Below are 23528 nucleotides of genomic sequence, written 5' to 3' on the forward strand. Positions count from 1 at the left end.
GCTGTTTTTAAACAATAGAGGCAGGAGAGGGGGAGGCTGAACTTTTCTCCAACTCAAAAAGCTTTACTGACAATTAGATTCTAATAATCAATAGGTTGGAAGAAGATTATCAAAGAAGTAATTAGTAGGCAGGTACTATGCAGAAAAATGATGATTAAATTTTGAAATGAACTTCAATAGATAAATAAAAAGAAAGAACATTTTTTATAATGCTCTTTCCGTATGAATTGTAATATTACTTTCTATTCCAAAAACGTTGCTGAGCTATGGCAGAGACAAAATCTTCTCCAAAATTTGGGTTATTTGCGGCAAATACAACACCAGCTAAATTACTTTTTTCTGATGGTTGAATAAAAGACTGGCCCGTTGAGGCAACGCCAATAGGTTTATAATGTTGATATGCTACATGTACATATTCCATGATATCTTGATTGAATTTTGCTTGATTCTTTGAACGTCCACCAACGATGTAGAGTGAGTCAAGCAGATATGGGCTAGTTGTAATAAAGGTATCATCAACATTTAGTTTTGTGCCATCAGAACCTGTAACAGTTCCAAGAGTGGCACTTATAATATCAACAAACACGTCGTATTGTTTCAATATGTTAAGTGCATTTCTTACCTCATTTGCATTAAAATCATTCCCAATCAATACTCCTACTTTTTGTGTATATGCATAACTAGGTGTATTGTACTGACTGAGAGATGGATAGCTTGTGGAAACAGGAACATGAGATCCACTTGGTCTATCAACCCCTATATTATCTGCAATGATGTTAGCCATTTCCTTATCTACATTAACAAGCAGATTAACGTTTTGTTGACGAACAGATCTACTTTTTACTTTTCCAAGCTGGTAGCTGAAGCCTTCAATCGTATGCTGCTTTTCAATTGGAACCATACTATTCCAAAGTATCCTTGGTTGAGTAAAATAATCTTTGAATGAATCACTTCGAGCTCTAATCTTGTAACCATCGACTTTCTCTGGATAACTTTCATATCCGCCTTCCTCTGGAGGTACCGTATATGGGGTATTATTCGCTAGTGAATTTTGATGATAGTTAACCTGGTCAACATCGATCCGGTGTCTCATATAGCCACGCCGTTGATTATTATGGAATGGACAGATTGGTCGATTAATTGGTAAATCAACGTAATTGGCACTACCAAGACGATGTTGTTGTGTATCTCTATATGCCATTAATCTTCCTTGCAAAACAGGGTCATTTGAAAAGTCTATTCCAGGCACGACATTTGCAGGGTTAAAGGCGACTTGTTCAGATTCCGTAAAGTAATTATCAATATTTCTATTTAACGTCATCTTTCCGACAAGTTGAACAGGAACAAGCTCTTCTGGCCAAAATTTTGAAGGATCAAGAACATCGAAATCAAAATTAAATTCATCCTCCATGGAAATCAATTGAACACCTAATTCGTATTCAGGATAATTTCCACAATCAATTGCCTGTCTAAGGTCTCGACGGTGGAAGTCTGGATCAAGGCCACCGATTTTCAGTGCCTCATCCTGAAGCAAAGAATGAACACCAAGGACAGGCTTCCAAACATATCTCATAAAGGTTGCTACATTTTGTTCATTTACAAATAGATATGTGTTGATGGACCATGATTCCATCATTCTATAACTTCTTAAAATTCCGCGATCAGACATGATCCACTGTACCATATGAAGTGCTTCATAATTATTAGCTACGTAATCCCAGAAGCGATCATGAGCACCAGAAGCTGTTGGTATATCATCCGATTGTTTAGATTGATATGCATGCATTGCATCTGGAAATTTCATTGCATCTTGATTAATTAATACGGGCATTGCAATTGTGGTCAAATCGACGTTTCCTTCTTCGGTATACAGTTTTACACCTTTACAACGTAAATCCCTTGCTGTATCATATGAACCTTTAGCACCCTGAACAGTAGAAAAACGGACAGTAACTGGCGTCTTTTTCCCCGCTTCCTGTAAGAATCCCGCTTTTGTTACATGTCTCATGGACTGATAACATTCAAACTCTCCATATGCACTGTAGCCTCTTGCATGAACTACTCTCTCTGGTATCTCTTCATGGACAAAATGGGACATTTTTTCAAGAAACTCATAGTCTTGACGTAATGAAGGTCCCCGCACTCCAGCTTTTAATTGATCCTGATCTTGAGATCTCTTTTTTCCTTCTTGTGTTGTCATTGGCTTGCCTGTGCTTTGTACACGGAATTTATCTAATTGCTCTTGTTTTGCATTGTTATTGGCAGAATTTTGATTTCTTGATGATTTATCATCCATGTAATCACCACCTAAATTTAATTTTTTAACGCTATTTATATGTCTATGTAGTTTTTCAGCGCCTAGAACAGTCGAACTACATCTACATACATTCTTAATATTCCGTCAAGTATTTATGTCTACAAAGGAGATAATTTGGATGATAAATATAATATCTATCTAGGACAAGTACAGGATAGTTACATATTTTGTACTCTATTCCTAATAATAAAGAAGAATCAGAGCAATTATTTGCATGTATTGCATTTGGATGATATTCCAAACAAAATATGAAAAGTGGTGAAAACCAATGGAAAAAAACAGACATGATGGTATGAATGATGCTATGGAAGGCAAGTTTTTGCCATTGTTCTCTTTTACAAGTGGAATGGTGCACGAGATACTAACTGACCTATACTGTTACACAAATCAAATTGTAAATCTGTGCTGTGTAAGAAATCTTGAAAATACAGAGGAATGGGTTTTAGTTGATACTGGTATGCCTGAATCCGCTAACCGTATTGTTGAAGTGGTGGAAAAACTATTTGGGGAAAATACAAAACCAAAAGCAATTATATTAACACATGGTCATTTTGATCATGTTGGTGCTGTGGTAGATTTAGTAGAGAAATGGAGAGTAAAGGTTTATGCGCATGAAGCAGAATTACCTTTTTTAACCGGAGAAAAAAGTTATCCAGAGCCTGATGGTTCAGTTGAAGGAGGATTGGTGGCTAAGATGTCCCCAATATTTCCAAATGAGCCAGTTGATTTAGGAAATAATGTGGAGGCATTGCCTTCTGATGGAAGTGTTCCTCATATGCCTGGTTGGCGCTGGGTATTTACCCCAGGGCATGCTCCTGGGCATATTTCATTATTTAGGGATAAAGATAGGGTTCTTATTGCGGGTGACGCCTTTGTCACCGTAAAGCAAGAATCACTTTATAAGGTGATAACCCAAGACAAGGAAATCAATGGACCGCCAAGATACTTGACTACTGATTGGGATGCAGCAAGGGAGTCTGTTGAAAAATTAGAAGCTTTAAAGCCGACAATTGCAATAACTGGACATGGCCGCCCAATGAGTGGAAAAGAGCTTGTAGATGGTTTGGCTAGGTTAGTAAAAGATTTTGACCAAATAGCAATTCCAGATTATGGACGCTTTGTGAATCGAAAACATTAAATTTGCCCTTTAAAAGGTTTTAAAACAAAAGAAGGAGTGCCAATTTAGGAACTTCTTCTTTTGTTTTGTATTAAGATTAAGAAATTATCATTGTGTGTTTAAATCAATTCTTGGGCAAGAACTTCTAGAAGTAACGCTCATAGAGACGAAAGGTCGTAGAAGTGAAAGACTCCGACTTCAAGCGTAACTAAATGGTCACAAATTATTAACAATCTTCTGCCTTATAATGGTGTAGTGGTGGAGGAACTAGCCACCCTTTATCTTTATTTAACTGTAGTGCTTTAGCTCCAAGTGCTGCTTTTTGAACATGAAACTGACCAAACATCATAGCAATGTCTTCTCTAATGGATTTTCCCATAATTGAACTACAAGCTACCAATCCTGCTGCAATATTCATCGAAATCATAGCAGCTATCTCAGGGTCAGTAAAACGTGCTCCGGCTGGAATGTCTTCTAAGCGGGCATTGGGACGCTCAGGAGGAGTTGGGGGTAATTCTACTCCGTTTTCTTTTAATAATGATTGAATTTGTTTAACTTCTTGCTGTCCACTTTGAATAGCTTCTTCGAGTAATTTTTTTAAATCTTCGTCACCAGCATGATTTAGATGAGTTTGATAACCAGCAATTACTCCTTTAGCTGTTATGAGAAACGACCATGTACTAAACACTTCCCCATAGTGCATTGGTTCATTTTTTGGATTTCCACTTAAAATTCCCATTATAATCCTCCTAATTAAATTCATCATTAGTGCTATCTTGAAAGCACTTATCACTTAGACTGCTCAATCTATTGATATTTAATTCACTATTTGTAAGTGTTTGGAGAAACTATAATTTTGAATCATGAAATTACTAAGAAGAAAATGTTAGAAAACCTTTTATTAATTTGATTAGGGGTTGGTTTATCATTTCATTAGTCTTTAATTATAAGGTCTGTATCATATTTTTCTTATAAATTATATAAAATGATCAGAGGTAAAATATTTGTTCCAAGATTCAATTCTCAGTTGCGTATTGTTTATTTCGCTATTTACAAGATCACGATAACAACAGGGGATATTTTCTTAATCAATATGATTGTCTATTAAAGATAGAAAAGGAATTATTCCTTGCTTGATAGGAAATGAAAAATTGCTTTACCAATAAACGTTTTAATATCCAGTTTTTGGGGCATACTATGAAGAAGGGGACAGCTATTGTATTTTGAAACTTTTATAAAAAAGGTCGAAAAATCTTGAAAATGCTCTACCTTTAGCTTGACAAATATAGTATAATTATTTATATAGTTACTTGGTTGAACATTTATAAGAATGACCATACACACTTTTTAGATGAGGAGTGAAGTTACATGGTAACACTTTATACCTCACCAAGTTGTACGTCTTGTAGAAAGGCGAAGGCATGGTTAGAAGAGCACGATATATCGTTCACAGAACGAAATATATTTTCTGAGCCGTTATCTTTGGATGAGATAAAGGAAATATTGCGAATGACAGAGGATGGTACAGACGAGATTATTTCAACACGCTCTAAAGTATTCCAAAAGTTAGATGTTAATATTGATTTACTTCCTTTAAAGGATCTATTCCAGCTAATCCAAAAGAATCCGGGCTTATTAAGAAGACCGATTATTTTAGATGAAAAACGTCTCCAAGTTGGATACAATGAAGATGAAATTCGTCGGTTTTTACCAAGAACGGTGCGCACATTCCAATTACGTGAAGCGCAGCGAATGGTTAATTAATATTCTATTCATTTTATATGATAATGTAAACGCAGAGGACTTAGGTTTTCTGCGTTTTATTATTTTTAAAGTGCTCTTGCACATGTTATACTGTAAGAGGTATCTCAGCCTGTAAAAGATCAAATACTTTTCTAGGCTTTTTTTATCTGGGTAAACCTCCACTTCCATGTGTAATTTATATGTAAAACGGGAAAAGTCTTTATAAGAGGCAGGTATTTCCCATTTCTTTCCATAAGTAATATTGAAATTCTTTATGAAATGACAAATCCAATGAAATCGTCTATAATCTTAATTTAATTAATTAAATTCTTTAGGCGTTTTAGCTTTTGATTAAGAGATGAATAGAATACAATATAAGTAGAAACATATAAATCCATCCATAGATGGAAACATTTCTTTAATAAAAGAATTTCAATTGAGTAAGTACTCTTACTTTATAGAAGGGAGAGAATTGAAATGGAAATAGAAAGAATTAACGAAAATACAGTCAAATTTTATATATCGTATATAGACATTGAGGATCGTGGCTTTGAGCGCGAGGAGATTTGGTATAATCGTGAACGTGGTGAGCAACTCTTCTGGCAAATGATGGAGGAGCTTAACTACAAGGAAGATTTTTCTTTCGAGGGTCCACTTTGGATTCAAGTTCAAGCATTGGAAAAAGGGTTGGAAGTACTTGTTACAAGAGCTCAGCTTTCCGCTAATGGAGAGAATGTAGAAATACCGGTTGATGGTGAGAAGACAATTGATATTCCAATTGAAGAGAAAATTGAGAATATGTTTGAGCAAGGCTCAGCTAAACTTACAGAAGAAGCTGAACAAGATTGGAGTAATGACGATAGTGATAATGTCATGTGGATAGTTGTAAGTTTTGATGATTTCGAGGATGTTATCCAATTAAGTCATGCTTTTAAAGCAAACCATGAACATATAGAAGAATCACTATATCATTTTGAAGATAACTACTATCTGTGCATTGAATTTACAGAGGATATTTTCAATGATGATGAACAGGAAAACATCATTTGCCAAATTCTTGAATTCGCTAATGAATCAGAAGCATCTATTCACGTCATCGAAGAATATGGAAAAACAATATTTGAAAAAGATGCATTAACTCAAGTGAGAAAGTATTTTCCGGCATAGCTAAAGACACCTGTAAGGGTGTCTTTTTTTAGCTGGAGATGCTGTAGAACTAATTTTCAGAAGTAATCCTCTTCCAATTTCCTCTAATTTATATTTCCCTTATAAAAAATTCTATTTGAGGTGATTTTTAATTATGCTACAAGCAAAAACAAATACAGGAGAGCTCATTATGCTTACCCCTTTTTCACGAAAGGAGATTGATGTGCTACGAAGGAAAGAGTCATTTTACTGTCCAGTATGTGATGAGCAAGTGATTATTAAAGCTGGCAAGCAGGTGATTCCTCATTTTGCTCATCGACATAAGTCAAACTGTTATTTACAAGAGGGTGGAGAAGGAGCTTATCATGAGGCTGGTAAATTACAGCTTTATCATTGGTTACAGCAACAGAGATTACCAGTTAAGCTTGAACATTATTTGCCAGAAATCAATCAACGACCAGACCTATTTTTGGAGTTCAACAATCGAAGGATTGTCATAGAATTTCAATGTGCAAGAGTACCAATAGAACAAATTCAAGCGAGAAATAAAGGATATCTCCAAACAGGTATTGTCCCGATTTGGATATTAGGTGCAAATCTATTTAAACGATTATCAACAAACCATTTGAAGCTAGACCAGTTTCTACGACAGTTCATTCATAAATTCTCCATAGAACATCCCCCAAGCCTTTATTTCTTCCATCCAGAAAATCTGCAATTTGTTTCTTTTCAACATATTTATCCCGCAACAGGTAAAAAAGCAATTGGTACATTTTTATTTCAATCTCTTTCTAAGCTCTTATTTTCAGAAATCTTTGCGGTTAAAAGCTTATCTGAGCAGTTACTTTATGAATTATGGAGTAAAGAGAAGTCTAAGTGGCGTGTCAGCAAACGCATCGGAAAATGGTATAAATGGCTATATGAAAAGGGAACGAATATAGATTATTTACCTTCCTGTATTCACCTGCCTGTACCTGGACAAATATTGATGAAATCTCCCTTATGGGAGTGGCAAAGCAAACTCTGTCTAGAACTAATCCGTCAGATAAAAATTGGTGACATATTTACGTTGCAAACTTGCTTTCATTTACTTAAAGACGATTATTATTCCCCAGAAAACTATCCACTTTTTTCATCCACTATAAACCCAATCGAAGCATATCTTAAACTTCTTGAAGCTTTACAAATTATTCAGGAGGTTTCTCCAAATCAATATATAAAAATTCATCCACTTCTTTTCCATACTAATCTTTTTTCAGCAATGCATGAAGACAGGCAAGTGTGTAATATTTTAAAACAAATCAAAAAACAAGCATAAAATGGAAAAAATTCGTTATACTATAATTGGATTGAAATAGATTTAGAGGAGGAGAAGTACTATGGCGAACAATGAATTAAAGCGTCGTGAGCAAATTCCAGTCGAACGTACATGGGATTTAACAGCCATTTTTGAAACAGATGAGAAATGGGAAGAAAGCTATAAGCAGCTACAAGCAGACCTTCCAAAAATTCAAGAATTTAAAGGTCAGATCGGATCCTCAGCACAAAGTCTATATGATTTATTTAAACTACAGGATAATCTTTCAGAGCGCTTAGGGAAGCTATATACATATTCGCATATGAAATATGACCAAGACACAACTAATGCTTCTTATCAAGCGATGAATGGGCGTGCAGATCATTTGCTTACGATGTTTTCTAGCTCAATGAGTTTTATCGTTCCAGAAATTCTTGAAATTGATGAAAAACAACTGGCAGCTTTTCTAGAGGAAAAAGAAGAACTGCGTCTATACAAGAAAGTACTAGATGAAATTAATCGACAGCGTCCTCATACTTTAAGTGAAAGCGAAGAAACGCTATTAGCAGAAGCCTCAGATTCATTACAAACAGCATCACAAGCATTCAGCATGCTAAACAATGCTGATTTAGTATTCCCTAAGATTAAAAATGAAGCTGGAGAAGAAATTGAATTAACACATGGACGCTACGTAGGCTTTTTAGAATCGAAGGATCGTCGCGTTCGTAAAGAAGCGTTTCAAGCAATGTTTGAAACGTATGGAAAATACAAAAATACATTTGCTGCAACATTAAGTGGAAATGTAAAAAAGGATAATTTTTATGCTAAAGTGCGTAATTATGAATCTGCAAGACAATCTGCACTTGATAGCAATAATATTCCTGAATCGGTATATGATAATTTAGTGGAAGCGGTCAATGAGAAATTACCTTTATTACATCGCTATATTGAATTGCGCAAAAAGGTACTGAAAATTGACGAACTGCATATGTATGATTTGTATACGCCCCTTGTAGACACAGATATGAAAGTAACCTATGAAGAGGCTCAAGAATATGTATTAAAGAGCTTAGCGCCAATGGGTGAAGAGTATATTAATATTGTTGAAGAAGGTTATAATAATCGCTGGATTGATGTAGAGGAGAATAAAGGAAAACGAAGTGGTGCTTATTCTTCTGGAGCATATGGAACAAATCCATATATTTTATTGAATTGGCAAGATAATGTGCATGATATGTACACATTAACACATGAATTAGGACACTCTGTTCATAGTTATTACACAAGGAAAGAACAGCCATTTCGTTATGGAAATTACTCCATTTTCGTTGCCGAGGTAGCTTCTACCTGTAATGAAGCTCTACTCACAGATTATTTAACGAAGCATTTACCAGATGAGAAGCAAAAATTATATATTTTGAATCATTTTCTAGAAGGATTCCGTGGAACAGTATTTCGTCAAACCATGTTTGCTGAATTTGAACATCAAATTCACTTAGAACAGCAAAAAGGGAATGCACTCACTGCAGATCAATTAACAGAGATGTATTATGAACTGAATAAGAAGTATTTTGGTGAAGAGATGCATATCGATGAAGAAATTGGTCTAGAATGGTCAAGAATCCCACATTTTTATTATAATTATTATGTGTATCAATATGCGACAGGCTATTCTGCTGCAACTGCATTAGCGAAACAAATTCTTGAAGGAAAAGATGATGAAGTAGCACGTTATATTAGCTTCTTAAAAGCAGGAAGCAGTGATTTTCCAATCGAAGTATTGAAAAAAGCTGGGGTCGACATGACAACCAAACAACCAATAATCGATGCATTAAATGTTTTTGAAGAAAAATTAGCAGAAATGGAAGCTTTGCTTTCGTAGACTTATACAACAACTAAAATAGATGCTGGATGAAAAAGGCTAATTATTTCAGAAGAAGTTAACCTTTATTATCCAGCATTTTTGCATGCGTAGTTTCTCGATTGAAGTTAGTTGAATGAATTATTTGATTGTAGTATGTGAAATATGATATGTCCGTGGCGTAAAGTCTAATTTCATCACCGTATAACTAGATGTGATTCCGTTTCAAAATAAAAGAACATGTTATTTCGAAGTGAAGAATAGGTAGCAACAATACAATTGGTCTAACTAACATGCAACAAGGAATGTGCTAGTAGGCTAAATTTGCGGACTAGCACATCACCAGCTTCACAACCTCTGGAATTTTTCATTTTATGTTCCTATGAAAGAGGACATTTACTTTCAAAACTTTCTAGTCATCTAACGCATGCCACGATATATATGACGGTGTGTATATGAATAGAGTGTTAAATAAATGGAGACAAAAAGCAATGGCAATATAATGATAAGAGGAATTATTTGCATAAAGGCAAGGATGGTTAAGAAAAAGAGAATTATCGTTACAATGAAAAAGGTAAGTGTTAAAAAATCTTGCAAGCTTCTTCACTCCAATCTAAATTATTGGCCTTTATAATTTTATGAAACTTATGAAAAAAAATGCCTAGCTTAGATAAAGAGATTTTAAATTAAGAAATAGCTGAATCCAATGTGTACACAAGTCGATATTAAGCTGAAACAAAAGAAAAGCCCAATGTGTGTAAAATAGAATCATTGTCGATTTTATGTGGAAAAAGGAAGTGGAATAAGTAAAAGTTCTTGTTTAAATGATATTTTTCCGTAAAATTATTCATAAGAGCATCTTTGGTACTATCCTAACGGTGATATTGGGAGTATTTAATTAAGGTACATTTTTGTGCTTAATCATTTATAGTCTAAAGAGGCCATAAAATATGGTTGTCAAGAATAAGTTCTAGCTTCTGATGCAGCTTTACGTAAATGATGATGAAAAGAGGTATTCCATGCTTAAACTTTGTATTATAGATGATGAGCATTTGGCATTACAATATTTGAATTTTATGCTGAATAAAATAGAGGGGGTACGGGTTAAAGGCATATATAGCAGCCCGAAACATTTAATTGATTACGCTGAGAACCATCACATTGATGTAGTATTTATGGATGTACAGATGCCTGGTATTAGTGGATTTGATTTAGCTGAGCAATTATTGAAAATCCAGCCTTCCTTACATATTGTGTTTGTGACTGCCTATGAAAAGAATGCGGTAGAAAACTTTAAAGCAAAAGCATTAGATTACATATTGAAGCCGATACAAGAGAAAAACTTAAGCTTATTAATCAACCAAATTAAAGAAAAAACACTCTAAAGACTAATTTCTAATTCTAAGAATAAAAAGATTGATTTTTAATTCGTAAACAATTAGATAATGGAATAAACCGTGGATGAGCAAAAGGAATTTGGTCTAATAACATCACTACGCAGGTTGCAAAGGTTATATGGAGTGTAGAAACTGATTTATTTAACAATAACCTTCAAATAGTTTAAAAATCTTGGCTAGCAGAGATGGAACAGGATAGAGCTTAGTAAGAAAAATTTTTCTACATTAAGTTCGACATTAGCTGATGAATCAATGATATAGAAAGAAATGTTGATCTCTAGGTAAGTTCCACTTTTTTGCTATGAAACAGAGTAGCAAAAAAAGGAGAGGGCTATGATTCGAAAAAAAATATTATTTACACTACTATTTATTATTTTACTTACTAGCTTTCGTTTGATATGGCTAGCTTTTTTTGATGTGGAAAAGATTAGTTCTATTCAAGATGGACAGATCCATTTAATGAAACAGAAAACAGGAGAATTGGAAATTATAAGACTGAGTGAGGATTGGGAATTTTACCCTGACCAATTAATCACTCCTGAGGAAATAAACCATGCTGGTGCTCCTCAAGAAAATTTGTCTATTCAGTTTCCAGATGGTTGGTTTACCTATTCACAGAATCAAGAATATTCCTATGGTACATTTCGTTTGCAGGCAACACTTGATGAAGCACTTGTTCATCAGCCTTTAGCTTTTTATATGCCCAGACTCCCTTCGGCACATAAAATATACATTGATGGAAAGTTGGTGGGGGAATCTGGTAATCCAGCAACCCAGGTGGAAGACTTTTCATTAAAAACACTCCCTTATGAGGTAATTTTTCAAGCGGAATCATCAAAACTTGATATTCTTATACAAGTTAGTCATCTTAATAGTCCAATTAATTATAGTGCGCAACCATTACTATTTGGTACCGCAAGCGATATTTATAGTATATTACATGTGAATATGCTGGCAAAAATAATCGTGATTATTTTTACACTTTTGTTCGCTAGTATAGCTATTTTTTTGTTTTGTATGAAATATAGACCTAAGCTAATGTTTTATTTTGGGCTGTTAATGACCAGTCTTGCTCTAATGGTATACTTTGATCCAGAGGGAGCTGTTTTGTTGCCGCAACCAATGGGAGAGATTGTTCGTGTTAAATTAAATTTTTGCTTACATGTTTTGATAATGATTTCGTTATTTAAGTTTAGACAGCATTTCTTAGCATACAATACGCCAAAAATACTCGATCGAAGTGTATTTATTCTAATTATGGCATATAGTTTGTTTGTCTTAATAGCGCCAATTTCTATTATTTTTGCATATCAATGGCTGCTTGGTATTATAGGTATACTTAATGTGCTTTTAGTTGTTATCCAGGTTATTAAAGCGAATAAAGAAGGTTTGCCGGTGCCGGACGCTTTTCTTTTAATATTGGCGGGAATTGCTGTATTTAATAATGTGATATGGGCATTTTTAAAGCATCGAATGGATCTGGTACTTTATTTCTACCCTCTAGACCTACTAATTGCTTTATTTCTTTTTACATGTTTTTGGGTTGGTATGTTTTTGCATCATGTAAAGGATATTGAAGAAAAAAACAAAAAACTGCATCAATTCAATAAGAGCAGAGATGATTTTCTTGCGAATACCTCGCATGAAATGAGGAATCCATTGCATAGTATGATACATATTGCACAATATGTATTAGATAATCGGGAGAATAAAATCATAAACAAAGATCGCCAGGATTTGATGTTGCTTATTCAAGTTGGAAAAAGAATGTCGATGTTGATCAATGACTTGATTGACTTGTCTCAAATAAGAGAGCATAATTTACGACTAAATAAAAAAGTTGTATACCTTCATGGGCAGGTCAAAGTTGTGTTAGATATGTTGGCACATGTAATAGAAGGAAAGCCAGTACAAGTTCTTAATCAAGTAAGTCCATCATTTCCGCCGATAGTTGCTGATGAAAATCGCCTAAATCAAATATTATTAAACCTAGTGCATAATGCACTTAAATTTACAGAAGAGGGTACGATTACGATACAAGCAAAAGTGGCAGGTGATATGGCAGTAATTGAAGTTATTGATACAGGAAAGGGTATTGATAATGTCGATTTTGAAAAAATTTTTCATCCATATGAGCAAATAATGGATGAAAAGAAATCCTACCAAGAAGGAAAAGGATTAGGTCTGGTTATTACTAAAGAGCTTATCGAACTACAAGGTGGTACGATCCATGTAGAGTCGAAATTAGGAAAAGGGAGTACATTTCGCTTTACACTTGCATTATGTAAGAATAGTGCATTAACACCTAAGAATACCAATCGAATTGAATCAAAAGGAAAGAATGTACGGGAACAGACAAATCCTATACAGAAATCGCCTGAACAACAGTTTAGCATACTAGTTGTGGATGATGAACGAATCAATCAGACTGTGATATCCAAAATATTAGATAGAAATCGATATGAGATTACTTTTGCTGATAGCGGAGCAGAAGCACTAGCGTATCTAAATAAACAACAATTTGATTTAGTGATAAGTGATGTAATGATGCCTATGATGTCAGGTTTTGAGCTGACACGAGAAATAAGAAAACATTATAATTTATCTGAATTACCTGTTTTGTTACTCACAGCAAGGGCCAGAACCGAGGATTTAGAGACTGGCTTTTTAGCAGGAGCAAATGATTATGTAGTGAAGCCAATTGAACCCTTAGAATTGCGAGCAAGGGTACGTGTGCTCACTGATTTGAAAGTTGCTGTCACTGAGCGGTTGCACATGGAAGCAGCATGGATGCGAGCTCAAATTAATCCACATTTTATATTTAATACGATTAATGCGATTTTCAGTTTAATAGAGTTCGATCAAGACAAGATGCGGGAGTTATTTGGACATTTTGCCTATTATCTACAAACGAGTTTTGATTTTCAGAATGCAGATCATCTTGTTTCGTTAGATAAGGAGCTAAATTTAGTAGATGCTTATTTGGCGATTGAACAGACACGTTTTGGAGATAGGATCCATGTTCATAAATTTATCAACGTGGATAGCACCTCTGTGCTTATCCCACCTTTGTTGCTTCAAACTTTAGTAGAAAATGCGGTACAGCATGGAATCTTAAACCGTCAAGAAGGTGGTAATATTACTATCGAGGCGGAGGATTGTGGAGTTAACTATGAAATTAGAGTGAAGGATGATGGAGTGGGAATCCCGGAAGAAGTAAAAGAGATGTTGCGTACTAAAGTTCGAGTCGATAAATTTGGTATTGGATTATGGAATACAGAAAAAAGACTACAGCAGTATGCTGGTGAAGGATTATCTATCACAAGTGAAGATGGTAAAGGCACTACAATTCAATTTCAGCTACCAAAGAAATGAATATTTGAAATGTTATACCTCTAACTCCACTTGTATAGAATTTTGTATTTGTTAAAGAAATGATCATGTGATCTGACAGAGCAAGATTACATGGCTGTAAAGTATACTTTGAAGACATGAAATTTTCTAGAAATCTCAGGCAACAATACAAATAAAGATGAATAAAAGTATTGATCTAAGGGATTGCAGAGCTTAGAGATGCCACCAGAGAGACAATGCAAAACAACGCTTCATCAGGCTATAGCTAATGCCAAATATAATTACTGATGGGCGCATAAATTATAACGTTCAGTAAAATTACGTAAAGATAATAAAATTAAGATTATCTCAGTTTTATGTTTATATAGAAAATAAGCAAGTGAGTTCCCTTTAGAGTATAAGTAAACTAAGAATACATCTAAGAGGGAACTCACTTGCTTATTCTAATAATGTTAAAACTTTCAACTGATATTTCAGTTTTTTATAGAGTAAGAAAGTATATAAAATTTACGCAAATTAATGCTTATTCAGAGATAGCGCTGTCTGGCTCCGAGCGCCAAAAACTAAGAGCTAACGCGAGCACCCTACAATAAGTCAACTTCGACTTTGTTTTATAAGGAAGCCCGACTAAAACCAGGCTAAAGCCTAACGTCGGACCCCTAAAGGGGCATGTTTCCTTTATCTCGGTTGGCCACTCCAATCTCTATGTTTTTACGACGCATAGGATGTGCTACGACGTACAAGATGTACTAGTGCGGATGTTGCCACAGGAAGTGGCGTACTTAATCCGTATTCCCCTAACGTTGCGAAACGACGTCGCGTTTTTAGTCTGTAAGGGCACTCTGCGTTTTTCGTTCTTCTTTAATATATTTCCAAACATCATCATAACAGTCAGGAATGCATTTCACTTTTTGCATCATTTGTAGCTTCTTTAATTGACGTAATGTGTCTGCTATAGACCAATCATAAATAATTGATAGTTCTTTGGTTCCAGCTATTTTATAATGAGCTAGGAAATCTTCGAGACTAGGTTTTTCTACAGGATCTATATCTGTATGCATCATCTCTTCTAAAATAGAAACATAAATATCATAACTATAAATACCAGAAACTTTAATACCTTGCTCATCTACTGCTGCTTGGTTAAAGAAAACAAAGGTTGGTGTTGATTGAACTTCCATTTCTTTTATAATTGCTAAATCACATTGTAATGCTTTACTTGTTGTTGCAGAGCAGATATCATTTTTGAATTCCTGTACATCTAAATTTGCATCTTCGGCACATTGGATGATCAATTGTTTATCAATGACATCCATCTTTCTTAGAAAATAGTATTCTTGTAATTGACGTAAAAAGTTCTTCCCTGCATTTTTTCCTTGAAGCTCCGCAGCTTTAATAGCTAATGGAATCCATGAATACATATTAGTAGGATAACTAGATTTATGATTTTGTTCTATATGGCTTTCGTTGAGTACTTTTAAATGGCAGCTTAAAATGGTGCGAAATGTAAATAAATGTCCATATTCAAGATATAGCTTCAATAGATAAGGTTGTAAAGACCAACACTCTGAACAAAAGGGATCAATAAAAACATAAATTTCGATTGGTTTATGAACAGGGTTCGAATATTTTTGCGGCGATGTGTTTGTATGCTGAAAGTTATTTAATGGTTTAGCATGTGTCCAACTCACATCGATTCTCCTTTCTATTGTTCTTCAGTATTTACCATATGTTGCCCTACCATTGTTAAACGTTCAAAAATAGCGGTTTTATATGGCTCTGCTATTTCAGCTTCTTCTAAAGCGCCGTGTAAGCAGGATAGCCATGCTTCTTTACGTTTAGGTGTTATTTCAAACTCCATATGACGACGGCGAAGCATCGGATGCCCACGCTCCTCTGAATAAAGAGCTGGCCCACCAAAAAATTGGATAAAAAACAATCGTTGTTTTCGAGCTGATTCTTCTAAGTCTTCTGGAAAAATTTCTAATAAATCGGGATTTTTTCCAATTCTTTTATATAGACCATCTATAATTCTTTCAATTGGTTCTATTCCACCAATCGCATCAAATATTGTTCCAGGTTTCATCGTCATGGATTACTCCTTCTCCAAAGGGTTGATTATATTTTAGCAATGCAGAAGTCATAGGGCAAATGATGTGATTTCCAATTTCTATTTTGTCAGGATTTAATAGATGTAAATGAAAAGAAAGACGAAAGAAAATTAAGAGAAATTCCGTTCTGATACCTTCTTAAAAAGATATGCTTCTACATAGAAATTATAAGACATACTTTATGCTTTAGGTTTTAATTTTACTTGTGTCTCTTGAGGTAATGTTTTAAAAAAGCGTTCAATCTTTGTAGGTGTATCTCGTGTGATAATTCCATGTGTAGTAAGGATTTGCTGGAATTTTTTTGAGCCGACTTGTTGATTTGGCGCTTCTAGCTCCAATTCGTAATCTTCTTTGCCATTATAAATGCTATGATCAAGAACAAGGGTTACCTCCTGATCAGTTGTTTCATAACGAGTGGTTGTTAAACTTCCAAAGAAAATCATGTCTTTTAATGAAATACCAATTTTATTGATTTGCTTTTCCACATGCTGTGCACTAGAGGGTTCTCCTTGCATCCATGCTTCAAAATCTTCCTCTGTCAATCTATCATGTGTTTCTAAAATGCCATCTGGGTGTGGCTGCTTTAATGTTAATTGAAATTGATTGTTTTTACTACGAATTCGTAATGCATATCGATGTGTAGCAAGTTCGAAATTCTCTGTATCAAAATAATAATTTGTCTGTGATTCGGGTTTTTCTGGAAAAGGATATTCATGTAGTAATCGTATAAATTCTTCTTTAGTTAGTAAATTTTTATATTCAATCTCTATTTCTTGGCTCATTTCTGCCCACCATTTCAATGATATATTTTTTATATTTATGTTCAGCGTAATGAACATGGCTAGTGAGTATTATTATCCGAAAATGAAACTACATTTGCAAAAGAAAACCATTGATTATGGTATGATGAAAGGAGGAGAGAATATTAAGCTAATGATGATTCTTTAGTAAATCAAATTTTCTTGAATGAAGATGGAATGTCATATAGGTGGTGAGCATGATGAATTGGGAAAAATTTCTTGCACCATATGCGCAAGCTGTGGAAGAGTTGAAAACCAAATTAAATGGGATGCGTATTCAGTTTGAAAATGAATCACAGCATTCACCAATTGAATCTGTAATAGGAAGAGTGAAACCGATACGAAGCATCTTAGAAAAAGCGAAGATGAAGAATGTCCCGCTTAATCAAGTAGAAGAAGAATTACAAGATATTGGTGGAATACGTATTGTATGTCATTTTGTGGATGATATCTATACAGTAGTAAATTTAATTTGTGCTCGTCATGATTTCACTGTTATTGAGGAAAAGGATTATATTCAAAAAAATAAAGAAAGTGGATATCGCTCTTATCATATTATCATTAATTATCCAGTTGAAACGATTCATGGGGTGAAATTAGTACAGGTAGAGATTCAAATTCGTACATTAGCGATGAATTTTTGGGCAGTCAATGAGCATTCGCTTAATTATAAATATAAGGGAGCAATTCCGCTTGAAATCAAATCTAAATTGAAACGTGCAGCAGAAGCCGCTTTTAAATTAGATGAGGAAATGTCAATGATTAAAAATGAAATACTAGAAGCACAACAAATGTTTAATCGCTCTGAAAGGGAAGAGGGGTTATACTAAATATGAATGAAGGAGGGAATATTACGATGAAGTTTTCCATTGTATCAAGAGGTGATGAACGTTCTCAAAACCTTACAGAATCAATTATTGCGTATTTAGAAGGTTTTTCTTTAATATATGATGAAAAAGAACCTGAGCTTGTTATTTCTGTTGGTGGTGACGGAACTTTTCTAGAAGCTTTTCACCGTTATGTTCATCGATTATCTGAAACAGCATTTATCGGAATTCATACAGGACATCTTGGGTTTTATGCGGATTGGACTCCAGATGAATTAGAAAAGCTTGTGATCGAAATTGCGAAAACACCATATCAAATTGTAGAATATCCATTATTGGAAGTTATTATTTGTCAACGTGGCAATGAAGAAGGAGAGCGGGTATTAGCATTAAATGAAGCAACTATTAAAACGGCAGAAGGATCGGTTGTATTCGATATTGATATCAATGGAGAGCATTTTGAAACCTTCCGTGGGGACGGGCTTTGTATTTCGACACCAACTGGTAGTACTGCATATAATAAAGCTTTGGGTGGGGCAATTATCCATCCATCCCTTGATGCAATACAGGTAACAGAAATGGCATCTATTAATAATCGTGTTTTCCGAACAATTGGTTCTCCCTTAATTTTACCAAAACACCATACTTGTGTATTAAAGCCAGGTATTAATAGTAGCTTTTTAATTGCGAGAGATCATTCAACCGATACATATCAGGATGTAATCTCTATCCAATGTCGGGTAGCGAAAGAGAAAATTCGTTTCGCTAGATATCGTCCATTAACTTTCTGGAATCGAGTGAAGGAATCATTCGTATCAGCAAGTGATAAGTAATCTGTATGAAGTAGGGATATGATGAGAAGAATAATTGAAGCAGCATATGATGGCATGATGTTAAGGGATTATTTGCAGAAAGAGTTGCATTTTTCAAGAAGGATCATTAAAGGATTAACCTCAACACCTGGTAATATCTGGATTAATAATGAACCACAAACGGTCCGCTATACATTATGTGTAGGGGACCGTTTATTCATCCAGTTTCCACCAGAGGAACGCGGAAGTGTATTACAACCTGAACCAATTCCACTAACAATGATTTATGAAGACGATGATTTAATGATTATAGATAAACCTGCTGGCATGGCAACACTACCATCATCTGTTCATCGCTCAGGAACATTAGCAAATGGAATTCTCGCCTATTATGATAAAAAACATTTACCTTTTACTGTGCATATTGTAACAAGGTTAGATCGTGATACATCTGGTATTGTTCTGATTGCTAAGCATCAATATAGCCATTCCTTACTAGCAAAAGCGCTGAAAGAAGGCAATGTGATGCGAAAATATTTTGCTGGTGTTGAAGGCAAGCTTTTGCCAAAACAAGGAACAATCAATGCACCAATTGGACGAGATACTAGATCAATTATAAAACGTTTAGTGACAGAAGAAGGGAAAACGGCAATCAGTCATTATCAAGTAAAACAAGAAATGGGCAGTTATTCACTGGTTGAAATTAAATTAGAAACAGGAAGAACACATCAAATACGGGTACATTTTTCCTATATTGGACATCCACTTGCAGGTGATGATTTATATGGCGGAACACGTATAGATATAGCTCGTCAAGCCTTGCATTGTAGCGAAATTTCTTTTGAACATCCCATTTCAAAAAAGATAATGCATTTTCGTTCTTCCAATCCAGAAGATATAGAAAAATTGTTTATGTGAACACTGAATAGGATATAAGTAATAAATATCATTTAATATAAGGAGCATATACTAAGAAAATGTAAAAAGCAGAGAAGGTGAAATACATGGACAAGCATACAGACAATGAAAAAGACATTAAAAAAATCCAATTAGCATTAACTAATAAACATATGGATCAATTTCGCCAGTTGTTTTTAGATGAACACCCATATATTCAAGCGCAATTTTTTATCAAACAAGATGAAGAAAGTCGTCAATTGATTTATGCACATTTATCAGCAGAAGAAGTTGCCTTGTTTATGGAAGATATTGACCATGAAGATACAAAAACTTTTATTATGGAAATGGATACACCATTTGCCGCCAGCGTATTAGCAGAAATGCCAGCAGATGATGCGGTAGACATTTTAAATGAATTAGATAAGGAAGTAGTTGTCAGCTTTTTAACCATTATGGATGAGCAAGCTGCAGATGAAATTAAGCAGCTTCTACATTATGAGGAGAAAACTGCTGGTAGTATCATGACTACAGAGTTTGTTTCTTTAATAAAGTCACAAACAGCCAAGCAGGCGATGGCACGAATTAAAGAAATTGCTCCAGATGCAGAGACTATCTATTACATGTATGTTGAAGACGCTAATAAAAGATTGGTTGGCGTATTATCCTTAAGAGAATTGATAGTTGCTAATGAGGAAACATTAATGGAAGAGATTATGGATGATAACCTTATTTCTGTTTCTGTTGGTGCTGACCAAGAAGAAGTAGCGCGGATGATGCGAGATTATGATTTCCTTGCATTACCTGTAGTCGATTTTCAAAATCATTTATTAGGGATTATTACGGTAGATGATATTTTGGACGTTATGGATGAGGAAGCTAGCGATGACTATTCAAAATTAGCAGCGATTTCTGATGTTCAAAAACCTGATGATAGTGCTATTGTAGCGGCGAAAAAACGTTTGCCCTGGTTAATTATTTTATTATTCCTAGGAATGTTGACGGCAAGTCTTATCGGTCAATTTGAAGAAACATTAGAACAGGTTGCTTTACTAGCAATATTTATTCCACTTATTGCAGGAATGGCTGGTAATACAGGAACACAATCATTGGCAGTTGCTGTAAGAGGACTAGCAACAGGTGATTTTGGTCAACAAGGTAAGTTGAAATTACTTTTGCGAGAAGCAACCACTGGTTTGATTACTGGTTCAGTTTGCGGACTCTTAATTGCAATCATCATTTTTGTTTGGAAGGGAGAAATCTTTTTAGGTATTCTTGTTGGTTTTGCCATTTTAACTACTTTAATTGTGGCAACATTATCAGGCTCCATTATTCCAATCATTATGGATCGACTTAAAATTGATCCAGCTGTAGCATCTGGTCCGTTTATTACTACAATTAATGATATTATTTCAATTTTAATTTATTTTGGCTTCGCAACAGCATTTATGAAATATTTAATATGAAGAAATAGTAGGAGAAAGTCCGCACACTTAATTGGTGCGGGCTTTCCTTATGAAAAATAAGTATGAGTACACGGATGAATGCCCATTATCATATATTAAGATGAATAGTTGAATAAAGGAGGAAGAGTAGATGGATAAAGAAAGATACGCAAATGCACCATTGCTTTTTATTCATCAAGCACAACATATAAATCCGGAAGTACAAATGCAATATAATTATGTATCCAATAGAAGAAGTGAGCGAAGAGGGAAAGATAAGCAAGAAGAGAATATAAAAAAGGAAAATACATCAAATACTAAATTTAAGGATCTACCTGTTAAGGAAAAAATTAATTATATTCAATCCTTGCCAGATAATGCACCGAAAATGTATTATCATGTGCTTACGAAAGAAAGGAATTACCGCGGAGAGGTTGATGAGGTTCTTGAAAATGAGTTAATTCTTTCGTCCAGTGGAAATGAATGGAAGTTAGATATTGATAAAATTACTGACATTCAAATTATTGGCTTTTAAGGAGGATGAATCCTTTTAAAATGCAAAAAAAGAAAAGAGAGAAAAACCCTCTTTTCTTTTTTAAGTTGCATTTACATTGCAGAAATTGCTGGTAAACATGTAATGTGACAGAAACAATTCGCATCAACAGTAATACAGATACCAGTTGCTCTTAAATGACGTGTTTTCTGATCTGTAGGATCATTAGGATTACGATCATCATCTTGTGGATCTCTTAATAATTCTAGAACGGCACAGCAATTTTTATCTACACTTTTCACGCGGAAATAAAAGCTGCCTACTACGTTACCGATCTGATTAGAACGCGCACCGAATCCTTTAAATGGCTTACAGGTACCTTTACAATATAAAATTACAGGTACTGTATCTAATCCATTTCTTTCCTCGTTTTCACCAAGTAAATCACGAATTGAACGTTCACAGCTCGTATCACAGCAGTTTTCAACGATATCTGTTTGTGCTCGTGCAATCTCTTTTAATGTATCACATACACAATTTCCAGTATGGAATTCTTTCCCACAACCCATAAACAATTTCCCCTTTCTTGTGATGATTGACTACTCTAGTCTGTATTAGAATATGTTTTAGGAAACTGTTCGTGTGGGCAAAAATTTAAATATAAATCTTAAATAAAATCAAATAAAAGGTTTAATTGATTCATTTTTCGGAAAATATAATAAAGAAGAATTTTATTTAGAGGATGTATGAAAATAGCAATGTGGAGGGATATTAAATGGGATATTTATTACCAATTACATTGAATAGATATAGGGATTATCATGTTCGATCAATCATGGGAAAAGAAAAAAATTATCACATAGAAAAAGCAGCTAAGGTAACTCCAACGCCATTTAATCAATTGTTAGAAGAAGAGAAACGTAAATACCAAAGATTTAATCGCAGAGATAAGAGAAAAAATCTTCACAGATATTCAGATAATCAACAAAAACCAGTAGCAGATGAGTGGGGAGGTCATCTTTTTCATAAACGTGTATAAATAAATTATTTAGGTTTTACTTTTTTATTATATTCTTTTGTTTTAATATTTGTATAAGGTAGGATGAATAGACCTTTACCTTCTAGCCATTCCGCATAAAAAACTTCTGTGATGGACTTGTATTGTTGACGTTGTAATTCTGCTTTCACCCATTGTTCAGTCATATTTAATTCGGCAATGTTGTCTTCTATAATTTCACCATCAGAAATAATGGTTATAGCTACATGAACATCTGCAGCTGGAATTTCTAAATCTGATTTTGTAGGTAGTTGTAACGGAGCTTTTGTTAGTACAGACAATTGTCCATTTGTTTCTAAAATAGCATATTCTACATCTTGAACAGCAAAAACATCTTTATTTCGTAGCATATGTTGAAGCTCACCAACATCAATTTTATTTTTTTTCATTTCGTCATAATTAATGAGACCTTTATCAATGATAAAGGATGGTTTACCTTCTAAAATATAACGAGAGCCTTTAAACTTTTGAGTAATTAGTTCAATGACATACAAAATAAGCCCAAACAAAATAACAACATATGCGATATCCAATATTCCAGCATCTGGATCAAATAAAGCATTACCTACTAATTCACCAAGTAATACTGCTGCAATAAAATCAAATGCAGTAAGCTGAGATAATTGCCTTTTACCTAAAAAACGTGTAACCGCAAATAAGGCAATAATTCCAAACAACATTTCAAAAAACAAGCCTAACATGATGTATTGACCTCCCATTTCATATACAATCCCGCTCATAACTTATAGCGTATCCAGAATATGAAATATCATGCAGAAACCACTTTTTTCTATTTTAATTAAAGTTGCTAAAAAAATAAGACCGAAAAAACTGTGATGACAGTTTTTTTCAGC

The 23528-nt window shown here is 34.4% G+C and carries 20 protein-coding genes; 13 read left to right on the forward strand and 7 right to left on the reverse strand.

The features are described from left to right. Positions 1-235: 235 nt before the first annotated feature. Positions 236-2296: a catalase gene (locus AB4Y30_RS05885; RefSeq protein WP_368654562.1), complete on the reverse strand. Its 2061-nt coding sequence runs from the start codon at positions 2294-2296 to the stop codon at positions 236-238. A 313-nt stretch (positions 2297-2609) separates the two neighbouring features. Here AB4Y30_RS05885 and AB4Y30_RS05890 point away from each other — a divergent pair, with 313 nt between their 5' ends. Further along, positions 2610-3455 carry an MBL fold metallo-hydrolase gene (locus AB4Y30_RS05890; protein ID WP_368655176.1) on the forward strand — a complete coding sequence of 282 codons (846 nt, stop codon included), beginning with the start codon at positions 2610-2612 and terminating at the stop codon, positions 3453-3455. A 205-nt stretch (positions 3456-3660) separates the two neighbouring features. On the opposite strand, the gene AB4Y30_RS05895 is transcribed toward AB4Y30_RS05890, so the two are convergent. Continuing rightward, positions 3661-4173, reverse strand: coding sequence for a DUF3231 family protein (locus AB4Y30_RS05895; RefSeq protein ID WP_368654563.1), 513 nt, complete (start codon positions 4171-4173; stop codon positions 3661-3663). 629 nt (positions 4174-4802) lie between these two features. Between AB4Y30_RS05895 and spxA the strand changes: the two genes are divergently transcribed. The 6 genes from spxA to AB4Y30_RS05925 all read left to right on the forward strand — a co-directional run bounded on the left by spxA (position 4803) and on the right by AB4Y30_RS05925 (position 14253). Next, a complete protein-coding gene (spxA, locus tag AB4Y30_RS05900; RefSeq protein WP_368654564.1) occupies positions 4803-5198 on the forward strand; it encodes a transcriptional regulator SpxA in 396 nt (131 codons plus the stop codon). Between the two features lie 456 nt (positions 5199-5654). Continuing rightward, positions 5655-6344, forward strand: a complete 690-nt coding sequence (gene mecA / locus AB4Y30_RS05905; protein WP_368654565.1) for an adaptor protein MecA — start codon at positions 5655-5657, stop codon at positions 6342-6344. A 133-nt stretch (positions 6345-6477) separates the two neighbouring features. Continuing rightward, positions 6478-7641, forward strand: coding sequence for a competence protein CoiA (locus tag AB4Y30_RS05910; RefSeq protein WP_368654566.1), 1164 nt, complete (start codon positions 6478-6480; stop codon positions 7639-7641). Positions 7642-7702: 61 nt separating this feature from the next. After that, positions 7703-9502: an oligoendopeptidase F gene (gene pepF, locus AB4Y30_RS05915; protein ID WP_368654567.1), complete on the forward strand. Its 1800-nt coding sequence runs from the start codon at positions 7703-7705 to the stop codon at positions 9500-9502. Between the two features lie 998 nt (positions 9503-10500). Next, complete coding sequence (locus AB4Y30_RS05920; RefSeq protein ID WP_368654568.1) at positions 10501-10866, forward strand: LytR/AlgR family response regulator transcription factor; 366 nt, start codon at positions 10501-10503, stop codon at positions 10864-10866. A 345-nt stretch (positions 10867-11211) separates the two neighbouring features. Beyond that, positions 11212-14253 carry an ATP-binding protein gene (locus tag AB4Y30_RS05925; RefSeq protein ID WP_368654569.1) on the forward strand — a complete coding sequence of 1014 codons (3042 nt, stop codon included), beginning with the start codon at positions 11212-11214 and terminating at the stop codon, positions 14251-14253. Between the two features lie 803 nt (positions 14254-15056). Here the strand turns inward: AB4Y30_RS05925 and AB4Y30_RS05930 are convergent. The 3 genes from AB4Y30_RS05930 to AB4Y30_RS05940 form a co-directional block, all read right to left on the reverse strand. Continuing rightward, on the reverse strand, positions 15057-15923 hold the full coding sequence (locus tag AB4Y30_RS05930) for a DsbA family protein (protein ID WP_368654570.1): 867 nt from the start codon (positions 15921-15923) through the stop codon (positions 15057-15059). A gap of 14 nt (positions 15924-15937) precedes the next feature. Continuing rightward, entirely contained in the window at positions 15938-16324 is a 387-nt protein-coding gene (locus AB4Y30_RS05935; protein WP_368654571.1) for a globin, read from the reverse strand. Positions 16325-16522: 198 nt separating this feature from the next. Beyond that, positions 16523-17125, reverse strand: a complete 603-nt coding sequence (locus tag AB4Y30_RS05940) for a CYTH domain-containing protein (RefSeq protein WP_368654572.1) — start codon at positions 17123-17125, stop codon at positions 16523-16525. A 218-nt stretch (positions 17126-17343) separates the two neighbouring features. Here AB4Y30_RS05940 and AB4Y30_RS05945 point away from each other — a divergent pair, with 218 nt between their 5' ends. The 5 genes from AB4Y30_RS05945 (at position 17344) to AB4Y30_RS05965 (ending at position 21659) form a co-directional block, all read left to right on the forward strand. After that, the gene (locus AB4Y30_RS05945; protein ID WP_368654573.1) at positions 17344-17973 is read left to right on the forward strand and encodes a GTP pyrophosphokinase family protein; all 630 of its coding nucleotides are present in this window, start codon (positions 17344-17346) and stop codon (positions 17971-17973) included. Positions 17974-17999: 26 nt separating this feature from the next. Continuing rightward, positions 18000-18803 (forward strand): NAD kinase, encoded by an 804-nt coding sequence (locus AB4Y30_RS05950; RefSeq protein ID WP_368654574.1) that lies wholly within the window; start codon positions 18000-18002, stop codon positions 18801-18803. Positions 18804-18824: 21 nt separating this feature from the next. Further along, positions 18825-19700, forward strand: a complete 876-nt coding sequence (locus AB4Y30_RS05955) for an RluA family pseudouridine synthase (RefSeq protein WP_368654575.1) — start codon at positions 18825-18827, stop codon at positions 19698-19700. An 86-nt stretch (positions 19701-19786) separates the two neighbouring features. Further along, positions 19787-21145: a magnesium transporter gene (mgtE, locus tag AB4Y30_RS05960; protein WP_368654576.1), complete on the forward strand. Its 1359-nt coding sequence runs from the start codon at positions 19787-19789 to the stop codon at positions 21143-21145. A gap of 130 nt (positions 21146-21275) precedes the next feature. After that, entirely contained in the window at positions 21276-21659 is a 384-nt protein-coding gene (locus AB4Y30_RS05965; protein ID WP_368654577.1) for a CotO family spore coat protein, read from the forward strand. A 71-nt stretch (positions 21660-21730) separates the two neighbouring features. Here the strand turns inward: AB4Y30_RS05965 and AB4Y30_RS05970 are convergent, their stop codons facing one another. Continuing rightward, positions 21731-22186: a CotY/CotZ family spore coat protein gene (locus AB4Y30_RS05970; protein ID WP_368654578.1), complete on the reverse strand. Its 456-nt coding sequence runs from the start codon at positions 22184-22186 to the stop codon at positions 21731-21733. Positions 22187-22392: 206 nt separating this feature from the next. Between AB4Y30_RS05970 and AB4Y30_RS05975 the strand changes: the two genes are divergently transcribed. Then, positions 22393-22656: a hypothetical protein gene (locus tag AB4Y30_RS05975; RefSeq protein WP_368654579.1), complete on the forward strand. Its 264-nt coding sequence runs from the start codon at positions 22393-22395 to the stop codon at positions 22654-22656. Positions 22657-22661: 5 nt separating this feature from the next. Here the strand turns inward: AB4Y30_RS05975 and AB4Y30_RS05980 are convergent, their stop codons facing one another. Then, entirely contained in the window at positions 22662-23375 is a 714-nt protein-coding gene (locus AB4Y30_RS05980; RefSeq protein WP_368654580.1) for a DUF421 domain-containing protein, read from the reverse strand. Positions 23376-23528 lie beyond the last annotated feature (153 nt).

The organism is Ornithinibacillus sp. 4-3, assembly GCF_040958695.1.
Lineage (GTDB): Bacteria > Bacillota > Bacilli > Bacillales > Amphibacillaceae > CALAMD01.

Excerpts from the sequence above, each read along its gene's own strand:
- pepF (WP_368654567.1), top strand. The coding sequence starts at position 7,703 with ATGGCGAACAATGAATTAAAGCGTCGTGAGCAAATTCCAGTCGAACGT.
- AB4Y30_RS05935 (WP_368654571.1), bottom strand. The coding sequence starts at position 16,324 with ATGACGATGAAACCTGGAACAATATTTGATGCGATTGGTGGAATAGAA.
- mecA (WP_368654565.1), top strand. The coding sequence starts at position 5,655 with ATGGAAATAGAAAGAATTAACGAAAATACAGTCAAATTTTATATATCG.
- AB4Y30_RS05890 (WP_368655176.1), top strand. The coding sequence starts at position 2,610 with ATGAATGATGCTATGGAAGGCAAGTTTTTGCCATTGTTCTCTTTTACA.
- AB4Y30_RS05925 (WP_368654569.1), top strand. The coding sequence starts at position 11,212 with ATGATTCGAAAAAAAATATTATTTACACTACTATTTATTATTTTACTT.
- AB4Y30_RS05910 (WP_368654566.1), top strand. The coding sequence starts at position 6,478 with ATGCTACAAGCAAAAACAAATACAGGAGAGCTCATTATGCTTACCCCT.
- AB4Y30_RS05920 (WP_368654568.1), top strand. The coding sequence starts at position 10,501 with ATGCTTAAACTTTGTATTATAGATGATGAGCATTTGGCATTACAATAT.
- AB4Y30_RS05940 (WP_368654572.1), bottom strand. The coding sequence starts at position 17,125 with ATGAGCCAAGAAATAGAGATTGAATATAAAAATTTACTAACTAAAGAA.
- mgtE (WP_368654576.1), top strand. The coding sequence starts at position 19,787 with ATGGACAAGCATACAGACAATGAAAAAGACATTAAAAAAATCCAATTA.
- AB4Y30_RS05980 (WP_368654580.1), bottom strand. The coding sequence starts at position 23,375 with ATGTTAGGCTTGTTTTTTGAAATGTTGTTTGGAATTATTGCCTTATTT.
- spxA (WP_368654564.1), top strand. The coding sequence starts at position 4,803 with ATGGTAACACTTTATACCTCACCAAGTTGTACGTCTTGTAGAAAGGCG.
- AB4Y30_RS05895 (WP_368654563.1), bottom strand. The coding sequence starts at position 4,173 with ATGGGAATTTTAAGTGGAAATCCAAAAAATGAACCAATGCACTATGGG.
- AB4Y30_RS05955 (WP_368654575.1), top strand. The coding sequence starts at position 18,825 with ATGAGAAGAATAATTGAAGCAGCATATGATGGCATGATGTTAAGGGAT.
- AB4Y30_RS05970 (WP_368654578.1), bottom strand. The coding sequence starts at position 22,186 with ATGGGTTGTGGGAAAGAATTCCATACTGGAAATTGTGTATGTGATACA.
- AB4Y30_RS05885 (WP_368654562.1), bottom strand. The coding sequence starts at position 2,296 with ATGGATGATAAATCATCAAGAAATCAAAATTCTGCCAATAACAATGCA.
- AB4Y30_RS05945 (WP_368654573.1), top strand. The coding sequence starts at position 17,344 with ATGAATTGGGAAAAATTTCTTGCACCATATGCGCAAGCTGTGGAAGAG.
- AB4Y30_RS05965 (WP_368654577.1), top strand. The coding sequence starts at position 21,276 with ATGGATAAAGAAAGATACGCAAATGCACCATTGCTTTTTATTCATCAA.
- AB4Y30_RS05950 (WP_368654574.1), top strand. The coding sequence starts at position 18,000 with ATGAAGTTTTCCATTGTATCAAGAGGTGATGAACGTTCTCAAAACCTT.
- AB4Y30_RS05975 (WP_368654579.1), top strand. The coding sequence starts at position 22,393 with ATGGGATATTTATTACCAATTACATTGAATAGATATAGGGATTATCAT.